Origin of the sequence: Vibrio sp. 070316B (genome assembly GCF_013114115.1) — a bacterium.
GTDB lineage: Bacteria > Pseudomonadota > Gammaproteobacteria > Enterobacterales > Vibrionaceae > Vibrio > Vibrio chagasii_B.
This window is the reverse complement of sequence record NZ_VTYC01000007.1, coordinates 1-12,108: the sequence shown is the minus strand read 5'-3', so window position 1 is coordinate 12,108 and position 12,108 is coordinate 1. Positions and strand designations below refer to the sequence as shown.

Here is a 12,108-nt window from a genome sequence, read left to right as displayed (position 1 = left end):
AATTTAAGATTTACTCGAAGCGACACATTTAGGTAAATGATTATGACTACATCACGCGTACATATTACTCCACACATGCACTGGGATCGTGAATGGTATTTCACAACAGAAGAGTCTCGTATTCTTCTCGTGAACAACATGGAAGAAATCATGAACCGTCTGGAGAGCGATCCAGAATACAAATACTACGTTCTAGATGGTCAAACCGCCGTTCTAGAAGATTACTTCGCGATCAAACCAGAGAACACAGAACGCGTAAAAGCATTGGTTGAAGCGGGCAAGCTAATTATTGGCCCTTGGTATTCTCAAACCGACACAATGCAAGTTTCTGGCGAGTCGATTGTACGTAACATGATGTATGGCATTCGTGACTGTATGAAATTTGGCGATGCAATGAAGATTGGTTACCTACCAGATTCATTCAGCATGAGCTCACAGCTACCAATGATCTACAACGGCTTCGACATCACGCGCGCAATGTTCTGGCGTGGTTGTTCAGAGCGTCACGGTACCAACAAAACAGAATTCTTATGGCAATCAAACGACGGCAGTGAAGTAACGGCACAAGTACTTCCGCTGGGTTACGCGATTGGTAAATACCTTCCACAAGATGAAGAAGGCCTGCGTGCTCGTCTAGATAAGTACTTCCCAGTGCTAGAAAAGCCATCGGTGACTAAAGATATCTTGTTACCGAACGGCCACGACCAAATGCCAATTCAAAAAGACATCTTTGAAGTAATGGACAAGCTTCGTGAAATCTACCCAGATCGCGAGTTCTCAATGAGCCGTTACGAAGAAGTGTTCGAGAAAGTAGAGGCGGCACGCGACCAACTCGACACAATCAAAGGCGAGTTCAACGACGGTAAATACATGCGTGTTCACCGCACGATTTCGTCAACACGTATGGACATCAAACTGATCCATGCGGAAATCGAAAACAAGATTGTAAACATCTTAGAACCACTAGCGTCTATCGCTTGGACATTAGGCTTTGAATACCACCACGGTTTGATTGAGAAAATGTGGAAAGAGAGCATGAAGAACCACGCTCATGACTCGATTGGTTGCTGTTGTTCAGACAAGGTACACGCTGAAATCTTAAACCGTTACATCCTTGCGGACGACATGGCGACAAACCTGATTCATTTCTACAAGCGTAAGATTGTCGACCATATGCCGGATCGCGAAGGTTGCGACAAACTGGCGATGTTTAACCTTTCTCCGTACGAGCGTGAAGAAGTGGTGAACACAACCATCACTATCCGTGCTCAAGAATTTTCTATCTTTGATGAAAACGAAAACCCAGTTGAGTACTTCATCCGAGACAAGCGCCAAATCGACCCAGGTAAAGTAGACCGTCAAATCGTTCACTACGGTAACTACGACCCGTTCATGGAGTTTGATATTCAAATCAAACGCACTGTACCAGCAATGGGCTTCACTACGTTACACATCCAAGGTAACGAGAAGGGCGCAGTTAAAGTTGCGGAGCAGAAAGACTACTTGCTAGAGAACGAATACTACCGAATCAATGTAAACGACAACGCTACTCTGACTATTTTCGATAAAGAGACAGAGCAAGTGTTCGACCAAGTGCTCCGCTTAGAAGACGGTTCTGATGACGGCGATGAGTACGATTACTCTCCATCTCGTCAAGAGTGGCTGTTGTACTCAGACGAATTCCCGGTAGAAACATCGATTGACCACCAAGGCCTCCAATCGGTAGCGAACATCGCTTTACGTATGAACGTGCCTGCAAACCTGGCAGAGCGTGAAGAACGCACGGGTCAAAACGGATTCATTGAAGCGCAATGCCAAGTAGTACTAAAACAAGGATCTCGCCGTATCGAAGTTCGCATGGAACTAGACAACCAAGCCGATGACCATCGTGTACGTGTGCTAGTACCAACGCCATTCGTTTCTGAAACTGTGGTCGCAGATAACCAGTTCGGTTGTATTACTCGACCAACCAATGACCCAGCAATGGCGGTTTGGGAAGAAGAGAAGTGGAAAGAAGCACCGGTTCCGGTTTACCAACTGATGAACTTCGCTGCATTAGAAAACGGTAAAGCGGGCATGGCGATCATGTCGAATGGTCTACGTGAATTTGAAGTGATTGCATCTCAAGGTGACGACAACCGAGATACCTTCGCACTGACACTATTCCGTGGTATCGGTGTGTTGGGTAAAGAGGAGCTATTGCTTCGTCCGGGTCGTCCATCAGGCATCAAGATCCCGACGCCAGATTCACAAGTGCGCGGCAAATTAGTGTGTGAATTCACACTGTGTGGCTTCTCTGGCAACCACATTGACGCGAACATCATGGCGCAAGCACGTGACAATGTCACTCAAATCGAATGTTACAACAAGATCCCGTACAACGCGATGAAGCTGAATGTGGGCGAGCAAAACCTACCAATGAACTTCAGCTTGCTATCGAAGCAACAAGCAGGTGCGGTACTAAGCGTACTTAAGAAAGCGGAAGATGAAGATGCGTTGATCATGCGTGTTTACAACCCGGCAGAAACAGGCTCAGTGTCGGATTCAATCTCCTTCACTCAAGCGGTTTCAAGCTGGAAAGAGACAAGTATGGATGAGCGAGTACGCGAAGGTGATGTAGCAACAGAAACCTTCGGCCAACTGGCATCTTGCCAAGCGAAAACATTCCAAATCAAATTCTAATTTCAATCACCCGCTCACCTTGGTGGGCGGGAATGGTGAACGACAATGAAAATTGTAATTGCCCCTGATTCATTTAAAGAATCACTCGACGCTCATCAAGTTGCGTCTTGTATTGAGCGTGGGTTTGCTGACGTTTTCCCTCATGCAGAGTTTGTGAAAATGCCACTCGCTGATGGCGGAGAAGGCACAGTAGACGTGTTACTAGAGGCGCTCCATGGTAAGAAACAACGGCTGCAAACGACAGATCCAATCGGTCGCGAATGTACGGCTTATTGGGCTTCGTTGGAACAGACTGTTGATGGCGCCAACGTAAAAACTGCCTTGGTGGAATTTGCCCAAGCATCGGGTTTAGATCGATTAACCGTAGAAGAAAGATCACCTCTCACAGCATCATCTTACGGCACTGGGTTGCTGATTAGAGATGCGCTAGATAAAGGTACAGAGCAAATCATTATTGGCTTGGGCGGTAGTGCCACCAATGACGCAGGTGCCGGCATCTTACAAGCGTTGGGAGGCAAGTTATTAGACAAGCAAGGCAACGAGCTATCTGGTGGCGGCGCCGAATTAAGCCGGTTAGCACGCATCGATCTTAATGGACTGCACCCGAGATGCAAAGAAGTGACGTTCGTGGTCGCGTGTGATGTGAATAATCCATTATGTGGCGAAAGCGGAGCCAGTGCCGTGTTTGGTCCGCAAAAAGGCGCATCAAAAGCTCAAGTTGAACAGCTTGATACTGCGATCGGACACTTTGCCGATATCGCTCAAGCACATGCGGGTACTAATCATCGCGACACAGCTGGATTTGGTGCTGCTGGTGGTACACCTCTGGGGTTAAGTCTTGCATTCAATATCCAAATTAAAGCGGGTATTGAGATGGTATTAGATGCTTTGGATGCAGATAAGGTTCTTGAAGGCGCTTCACTGGTCGTGACTGGAGAGGGGCAGATGGACAACCAAACCCTGCAAGGTAAAACACCTTACGGCATCGCTCAGCGAGCTCAAAAGCTGAATATTCCAACCATTGGAATAGCGGGCTCTTTGGGGCAAGACGTTGAAAAGCTTTACGGTTCAATGTCTAGCTTATTTGGAACCGTACGTTCACCTCAGTCTCTAGACCAAGTTTTATCAGAAGCGAATCAAAACCTGACTCGTACTGCCCGTAATATCGCCGCCACGCTCAAGCTTGGTAGCCAGATTTTTAATGAGAAGTAATTATGTCTCTATTTAAACTCGACAACGTTATTCAAAACTACGCATGGGGAAGCAAAGACTCCATTAACCAATTGTTTGGTATTGTGAACCCAAACCAGGAACCTCAAGCAGAAATTTGGATGGGTGCTCATCCAAATGGTTGTTCAAAGGTAGGCGATACCGGTGAATCGCTTTCTCACATGATTGATGAAAACAAAACCGATGTCTTAGGCGGATACACGGCAGCACGTTTCGGTGAATTGCCTTTCTTGTTTAAGGTGTTGGCTGCTGAAACACCGTTATCGATTCAGGTTCACCCGAACAAGCGAAAATCAGAATTAGGTTTTGAGCGTGAGAATGCACTTGGTATCCCTTTGAATGCGTCTAATCGCAACTACAAAGATCCAAACCATAAACCTGAGTTGGTTTATGCGTTGACCTTCTACAAAGCGATGAATGGCTTTCGTCCAATCGACGACATTATTGCCTTGTTCGAAGAAGCGGATATTCCTTCGTTAGCGATTGAACTTAATGTGCTTAAAGCCAATGCCGACAGTGATTCTCTAAAGTCGTTCTTTAGTGTCATTATGTCTCTTGAAGGTGACCGCAAAGCGTCTGCGCTTAATGAGCTTTATGCTGCGCATGCGCGACCAGCCAAAACGGTCATGGGGCGTGAAGCTCTGCAATACAGCATCGAATTCAAACAGCACTATCCGGGTGATATTGGTTTGTTTGCCCCATTGATGCTCAACACAGTTGAACTGGCGCCGGGTGAAGCGATGTTCCTATTCGCAGAAACCCCACATGCTTATGTTCAAGGCACAGGCTTGGAGATCATGGCAAACTCAGACAATGTGCTGCGTGCCGGTCTCACACCTAAATACATAGACGTTCCTGAGCTTATCGACAACACGATCTTTGAGCCGATTAAGCCAGAAGATATTCGTCTTAAGCCTGTATTGAAAGAGGGAAAGATGAGCTACCCGATTCCAGTGGATGACTTTGGCTTTGATATCTTATCTGCGACTGATGAGAGCAAGTCACAGTATTTACGTAGCGCGGAGATCTTGTTCTGTGTGGAAGGAGAGGCGACCGTCACTTCAGAAGGACGGTCAGTTTCTCTTAAGCCCGGAGAATCAGTCTTTGTAAGTAGTAATTCAAGTGTTTACCAATATCAAGGGAATGGCATTTTGGCTCGTGCTTTTAACTAGTGCCCCCGTGCTAGCGATCAGCAAAAGAAATGTCAGAGTGCCATTGTAAAGTGGCACTCAATATTGGATTGATGGTTGTTATACCAATCACGGTAAGTAAGTGATTAGAAATAGTGCAGGAAAAAGACTGGAGAACAAGGCTGCTCGTTTCGACAAGAAGTTTCGATAAGTAGTTATTCTACAATCAAAAATTCTAACGCAGTTGTCGAGTTTTTGAACTAGCTAGGCTGACAGTTATTTACTACGATTGGTATTATCTATCTGTCTTTGACAGTCATGATTATCGACCATACCCGCTACTCTGGCGGGCTTTTTCGTTTCACAAGTGAGATCGATAAAGCGTAACGCGATAGAAAAACGAAGCCCTGCTTTAAGAGCAGGGCTTGTTACTGAGTTAGTAATAAACTGCTAGTCAGGCGATGTGTGTCATTCGATTGATAACAAAGGATTCTGTACAACCTTCAGTTGCCTTAACGTAGTCTACGATATGTTGGCTTGCTAGGTGCTTTTGGAGAAGTGCTTCTGATTCCCAATTCTCGTGAAACACAAATTGAGCCGGGTTACTGTTGTCTTGATGGAGGTCGTAGTTGATACAGCCTTCTTCGGATCGGGTTTTATCGATGAGCTTAATCATCTCTGATTTTACAAACTCGATCTTCTCTTCTTTACAGACGATTGTCGCAATAATGGTTAGCTTAGTCATTGTGAATTCCTAGGGCAATAAATCTCTTTGTCCGAATAATATAAGTATCTATAAATCAAAGAAAAAGAAACGTTCTATCCAATGACTATGGCTATTTTAGTCCATAATTCTTGTTTTTAATCGCGAGATGATTAGTGAATTACGCTCATAAAAAAGCCCGACACTAAGCCGGGCATCTTAAAAAGTGAATGAATTAGTTACTGAAATCAGCCTTTACCCAGATCATTCGGTGATCAGAGGATACGTCCTTGCCGTTACCATAATCACCAATTCGTGAGTCATTGAATAGCTTGCGTCCTTCTTCATAAGAAGCGGCCCAGTAAACACCAGAATCAACGATGTTAAGTGTTGCTGAAGGCAGTGCGTAATCTACAGCAAGTCCAAATGTTGAAGTGATACGGTTCGGCTGTGGGTGAGACGATGATTTATCTACCGCATGTTCAGCGGCACCATAACTTGTTGGATACAAGCTGCCATTGGTGACATCTTGGTTAACTAATGCATCATTGTGCAAGTCTTGCATTACAGAACTAATACCGTCGCCATCAACAGGATCTAGGTTTTGATCACCCATCATGACAAAGTGTTGACCTTGCTCCAGACCGCCAGTTTTTCCAGAGTCATCATAGATGTACGATTTGTTTTGGATATATTGGTGCCAGAAGTCGACTTCTGCTGCGTTTTGCTCGATGTTCTTACCTACGTCAAAAGCCGGCGGAGTAGGGTGTGACATCAGTAAGTGAACGGTTTCTGTACCATCTTTAGTAGGGATTAGGATTGGTGCATCAACGTGGTTCTTTGAAGATAAACGAACTTCTTCCCACTCTTCAGCTGAGTACCATTCATCGCCGCAGCTCATGCCTGCAGGGATCGTATTTGACCCATCACAAACAGTGATTGTTGGAATAGTGGCACCTTCAAGATCTTTCCATTTAAATTCTTGGAATGTACGTGTGTTCGCAGTGTCTATCTCATATTTAGACATCAGAGCAAACGCGTATTGACCATGGTAGAAACCGAAGCCCCATGCATCTCCTGGCAATGTTCCAGGAGTACCATCGTTATCTAAATCAAAACCAAATTCGTTTAATAAACCTGTGTTGGTCGAGTAGCTTTCAAAATATGGGTATGAAATTGGCTCTAGGTTCGCGTCGCCACCAGCGCCTTCAATACTTTGAGCAACAGAAAGATAGTTCTTTTGAAAACCTTCTAGCGCTGATTTGTCCGTTCCAGTACCGTCATTGTTAAATTCAGCCATCATCAGAACATCAGGTCGATTCTTTTGAATCACGGCTGCTACGTTACGGATTTGAATCACTTTTGCCGCCGTCTCTTTGTCAGCCGCACTAATTGTGTTGTTGAGATAGTCAGATACAAGTACTGCTTGAGCGCTTGGTTCAATCTGCATCTCTGTTACAAGATCTTGGAAGGTGGCACGATCAAAAGACAAGTTATAAGTCGCGATCTTAACTTCTTCAGGTTGAACGTAATCGGTATCGCTGCTGCAACCAATCAAAAGAGCAGAAGAGATGGCGAAAGCGATAGATGTTTTTAACAATTTCATAAAGTGGGTCCGCTAATTGCTGAAAGAATTTTGGGACGCGCATGGTATGAGACGAGGGTTAACCTGTAAGTGATGGTGATCACGACAAATGGATTCATAATACATACTATTGCATCAAAAATGTGACAAATGGAACCGGTATTTGCAATTTGAAGAAAAGCTTTAAATTCAGGTGTTTAATTAGACCTTTAAAATAAAAAAGCCCTCATGCTTTGCACGAGGGCCTTCGAATAAGAACCAAACAGTATTGTTATTGGTGTGTTAAGTATACTGCTTTATTTTAAGCGTATTGCTCGACCGTCATCGCCCAATTTTTCTTTTGCTGTTCGAAGTTCATCTTGATTTGCTGATAACGGACCTTAAGCACTGAATGTTCGTACTTTTTCACAACGTCTTCGCGCTTGCTTTCTAGTAGCTGCTTTTTGACTTCGTAATATTCATTCATATTGGATACAAGAGAGTCAAATTCCGCCTGCAGTTTCTCCGCGATTTGAATGTTATCCGCACGATGCATGATCTTCTGCTGCGTGCGTTTTAATAGCATTGCCGCTTCGGCTTTTTCAATGCGTGCTTGCGGTGTTTTCTTAAGTTTACTCGCCAGCCCCATCAACGAAGCACTCTTAATCAGCCATTTCGTTGGATCATATTGCCACCAGTAAATGCCGTTACGGTAGTCGTTCTCAAAGATATGGTGGAAGTTGTGGTAGCCTTCGCCAAAAGTAAGTACGGCAAGCACACCATTATCGCGTGCTGTGTTCTTGTCGGTAAAAGGTTGGCTGCCCCAGATGTGCGCAAGAGAGTTAATGAAGAATGTGGTGTGGTGGTTAAGTACCAAACGAACCGCACCTACGATTAACAGCATGCCAATCACATCGCCATAGATCAGGCCCAATGCGATAGGCACACCAAAGTTCATGATGAGCGCAAGAAGAATGTAGTGTTTGTGCTGCCACATTACGATCTTGTCTTTCTTCAAGTCGCGACAGTTCTCGTGATCTTTATAGATAGACGTGTTGTAGTTGCGAATCATCCAACCGATGTGTGAGTACCAAAAGCCACGCTTTGCTGAGTAAGGGTCTTTGTCGTTGTTATCGACATGCTTGTGATGAACACGGTGGTCTGAAGACCAATGAAGAGCACTGTTTTGTAAGGCAAAGGCACCGCCCAAAGCAAATAGGAATCTGAGGCTCGAATGCGCTTCAAAGGCTTTGTGTGACCATAAGCGGTGATAGCCAGTCGTGATTGAAAGGTTACAGAAGCTAAAACAGATCGCTAGCCATACCCAATGTTCCATTCCATAGCCAAAAAAGTAGCCGTAAACGGGAGCCGCAACAACAGCAAGCAGCATACTAAACGAGAATACAAAGATATTGAGCCAGATTAACGGTGGCTTTTTTGTTGATGGTTTGTCGGCACTATTCATTAGCAATTTTCCATTGAGCTTACATCTGTGCGCTAGAATATCAGCGTACACGTGTAAGTCAATATTGAAAGTGTAAACGTGTATTAGTATGTTTTACTTAAATATTGTATAAAGGTAGTGTGAAATGTAGTAGCAAGTCATAAATGGAAGTACTAAGGGCTAATAAATGGAAATTAAGGTAGCTGAATATAAAGATTATGAGCGGATTGCCCAATTACACGCGGATAGCTGGAAGCTATATTACCGTGGCATTCTTGCTGATGATTACCTAGAACATGAGGTTTTGGAGGACAGGTCTGTTATTTGGCAGACACGTTTGATTAATCCTCCTTTTAATCAACATGTTCTATTACTCGAGGAAGGCGGTTTACTGGTTGGTTTTGTCTGCGCATTTGGCAATCATAACTTTGAACGCGGGACGTTCATCGATGCATTGCATGTAGACAGTAACTACCGAGGCCGTGGCTTAGGCAAGCGTTTGTTGTCTGAACTGTCTCAACGATTACAACAATACTATTCTGATTCAGGGCTTTACCTAGAGGTGATGTCTGAAAATCATCAAGCTATTGCGTTTTATGAAGCGATTGGTGGAAAACAAGAATTGGAGCAGGTGTGGAACGCGCCATGCGGAAGTCAAGTTAACGAGAAAGTCATCTCTTGGGCTTCTCCCGTTGACCTCGAGCAGAGAACCAAAAGCGCTGCGTTTTCGTAATTGTCACGCTCTGATGCTTTGTTCGTCATGACGCAATTTTGCGACTGAGAATACAATTGATGCCCCAAGCATGCATATGTTTGGGGCTTTTTCGTTTCGCTTGCAATAGAAAAGGGCGTCGGTAAGAAGTTAATTAGACCAAGATGTACGGTTTCGGCCGTTTTTCTTTGAAATATAGAGTGCTTGATCGGCGTCATCGATGAGTTGCTCTACCGAGCCTAGTGCTTGAGGTGAATGTTTAACACCAATTGAAATTGTGACTTCTAAACGAAGGCGAGAGGGACACTCTAGCAGCGAATCTACGAGTGATTGAATTGAATCTTCAGTCCCGTTTTGTACCAAAATCAGAAACTCTTCTCCTCCATATCGAAAACAGTTACTGCCCAGTGGTAGTTTTTTCTGAATTTCGATGGCCAACTCTTTAATGACCAGATCGCCCATCTGGTGCCCGTAGGTATCATTAATGGTTTTGAAATGGTCAATGTCGATCATAATCGATGTGATGGATAAGTCGCGATCAATGCTCGGTTCGATCACTTGGTGTAAGTAGAGTCGATTATAGCAGCCGGTGAGCGCGTCTTTATAGGAAAGCGCTTCAAACATATTCGACTGTTTACGTAATTGTATCGCTTGTTTTCGAAGTTGCTCCGATTGTGCGAAGCGTTTGTGAACTTCTAAGTCACGTCTAATACAGGCCGCTGAAATCAAAATATAAGCGGACACATAAATAGAAATGGTTTCGACTTCATGAGTAGGTTCTGCAGCATACAGCAAAGGAGATAATCCGATTAGGTAGGCGGCAAAAATAAATGAAAGTGTTGTGATGCTGTATTTAGCCGATAATCTAGAAAACGTACCTATGTAGATCATCACGAGGACGATACCACCTTGGTAATCGAAATTTCCTAGGTCAATCGCGAGCCGCCCAACGTACACTAGAAACAGCGAGCTAATGACAAGAAAGGTGCTTTCAACGAACTCTAAAACGTTAGGCCTGTGCTTGATGCAATACCGAGCAACAACCATCATCATCAAGAACAGTACGATGCGAAAGGCAATTGGTGTAATGCACTCTGTACCGAAGTGAACATAGTCCGAGACAATAAAAGCACAGAATATTGAGATCGGGATGTAGATGAAATTTATGTACGGCAGATAAATTTCATTGTCGAAATAGGTTTTAAATCGTTGATTTTTGAACCCGATGTAAGAGCGCATTGAGAAACTAGCCGAAATTGATACACAATAATTTGCGTAGTATGTCACAGTCTTGATGATTGTAAACGAGCATTTCTATAGATTTGTCAGTATGTTAGCTAGATCAACAAAGGAGGGGCACGATATTCACGTCCTACATGAAATAGAACGTGAATATGTTTAAAGGGATATATGAGAGTGATTAATCGCTATTAACGCTTGTTCTTCAAGTAACGCTTACGACGTTCTTCTTTTTTCTTAGCTTGTTGCTCGGCTTTTAGTGCTGCGGCTTCTTCAACTTCGATCAGCTCTTTTGTGATCATTTCTGGTAGTTCTAGAGTTACCTTACCCAAAGTGCCGTTACGAAGCTCGTGAAGTAAGATTTCAGAACACTTATGAAGGTCGATATGACCACCAGCACGAAGTGCTCCACGCTTACGACCGATAGCTTCCATCAACTCGATGTCAGACTCTGGCAGCTCTTCAATTTGGTAACGTTCTTGCAGTAGGTGAGGGTACTGCTTCGCAAGATACTCAACGGTGTAGAATGCTACTTCATCGTACTCCATCGCTGTATCTTTTACTGCGCCTGTAGCCGCTAGGCGGAAACCACTGTGCGGGTTTTCTACTTTAGGCCAAAGAATTCCTGGGGTATCAGAAAGGATCACGCCATTTTGTAGGTTTATACGCTGTTGACGACGAGTTACCGCAGGTTGGTTACCTGTCACTGCGATTGTGCGTCCTGCTAGACAGTTGATGATGGTTGATTTACCCACATTAGGGATACCCATGATCATAGTACGAATGTTCTTACCAATCTCTTCACGGTGTGGTGCGAGCTTACGAACCAGCTCCATGATGTGATTTACTTCTTCTTTAACGCTGGTGGTAATTGCAATAGCCTTTACACCTTGCTCTTTTTCGAAATGCTCAATCCAACGTTCAGTTAACTCAGGATCGGCAAGGTCACGCTTGTTCAGTACTTTTACACAAGGCTTATCGCCACGCAGTGAGGAGATCATTGGGTTTTCACTACTGAACGGAATACGCGCATCCAGTACTTCGATGATCACATCAACTTGTGGGATAACTTCTTCGATTTCTTTGCGGGCTTTATGCATGTGACCCGGAAACCATTGAATAGACATAGAGATAAACCTTGATAAATATAGTTGCTGCACATTGTAAGGGTTCAATAGGGCGTGTAAAGCCATATCTATAAAGGGACGATAAAGATCGGTCTTTAATGGACCTCTAACATGATTTTAGCTGAAGTTTAGGGAGCATAAAGAAGGACTAAGGTGAGTAGTTGAGAGCATTTTAACCAATGACTTGTTAGCTATAGCTTTTTTGCGTTGGGGTTATTTTACTTTTAATCACTTATCTTTACATGTGAACACATAAATCTGTCTCTTATACACATCT

9 protein-coding genes are annotated in these 12,108 nt (G+C 44.0%); 4 read left to right on the top strand and 5 right to left on the bottom strand.

Annotated features, from left to right (window positions below):
* Positions 1-42: 42 nt before the first annotated feature.
* From mngB to manA, 3 genes are read left to right on the top strand one after another with little or no spacing between them, the layout of a single operon-like run.
* Positions 43-2,682 carry a mannosylglycerate hydrolase gene (mngB, locus tag F0251_RS07815; RefSeq protein WP_171730722.1) on the top strand — a complete coding sequence of 880 codons (2,640 nt, stop codon included), beginning with the start codon at positions 43-45 and terminating at the stop codon, positions 2,680-2,682.
* A 45-nt stretch (positions 2,683-2,727) separates the two neighbouring features.
* Positions 2,728-3,894: a glycerate kinase gene (locus tag F0251_RS07810; RefSeq protein ID WP_171730721.1), complete on the top strand. Its 1,167-nt coding sequence runs from the start codon at positions 2,728-2,730 to the stop codon at positions 3,892-3,894.
* 2 nt (positions 3,895-3,896) lie between these two features.
* Positions 3,897-5,084, top strand: coding sequence for a mannose-6-phosphate isomerase, class I (gene manA / locus F0251_RS07805; protein WP_171730720.1), 1,188 nt, complete (start codon positions 3,897-3,899; stop codon positions 5,082-5,084).
* Positions 5,085-5,496: 412 nt separating this feature from the next.
* Here manA and F0251_RS07800 read toward each other — a convergent pair whose 3' ends face one another.
* The 3 genes from F0251_RS07800 to F0251_RS07790 all read right to left on the bottom strand — a co-directional run bounded on the left by F0251_RS07800 (position 5,497) and on the right by F0251_RS07790 (position 8,774).
* Complete coding sequence (locus F0251_RS07800) at positions 5,497-5,787, bottom strand: putative quinol monooxygenase (protein ID WP_171730719.1); 291 nt, start codon at positions 5,785-5,787, stop codon at positions 5,497-5,499.
* Positions 5,788-5,980: 193 nt separating this feature from the next.
* Positions 5,981-7,351 (bottom strand): endonuclease/exonuclease/phosphatase family protein, encoded by a 1,371-nt coding sequence (locus F0251_RS07795; RefSeq protein ID WP_171730718.1) that lies wholly within the window; start codon positions 7,349-7,351, stop codon positions 5,981-5,983.
* A gap of 280 nt (positions 7,352-7,631) precedes the next feature.
* On the bottom strand, positions 7,632-8,774 hold the full coding sequence (locus F0251_RS07790; protein ID WP_105058245.1) for a fatty acid desaturase: 1,143 nt from the start codon (positions 8,772-8,774) through the stop codon (positions 7,632-7,634).
* Between the two features lie 166 nt (positions 8,775-8,940).
* On the opposite strand from F0251_RS07790, the gene F0251_RS07785 reads away from it, so the two are divergent.
* A complete protein-coding gene (locus F0251_RS07785) occupies positions 8,941-9,486 on the top strand; it encodes an N-acetyltransferase (protein WP_061030872.1) in 546 nt (181 codons plus the stop codon).
* Between the two features lie 129 nt (positions 9,487-9,615).
* On the opposite strand, the gene F0251_RS07780 is transcribed toward F0251_RS07785, so the two are convergent.
* Both F0251_RS07780 and ylqF read right to left on the bottom strand, forming a co-directional pair.
* Positions 9,616-10,641 carry a GGDEF domain-containing protein gene (locus F0251_RS07780; protein ID WP_162884327.1) on the bottom strand — a complete coding sequence of 342 codons (1,026 nt, stop codon included), beginning with the start codon at positions 10,639-10,641 and terminating at the stop codon, positions 9,616-9,618.
* A gap of 254 nt (positions 10,642-10,895) precedes the next feature.
* The gene (ylqF, locus tag F0251_RS07775) at positions 10,896-11,831 is read right to left on the bottom strand and encodes a ribosome biogenesis GTPase YlqF (protein ID WP_004740137.1); all 936 of its coding nucleotides are present in this window, start codon (positions 11,829-11,831) and stop codon (positions 10,896-10,898) included.
* Between the last annotated feature and the right edge of the window lie 277 nt (positions 11,832-12,108).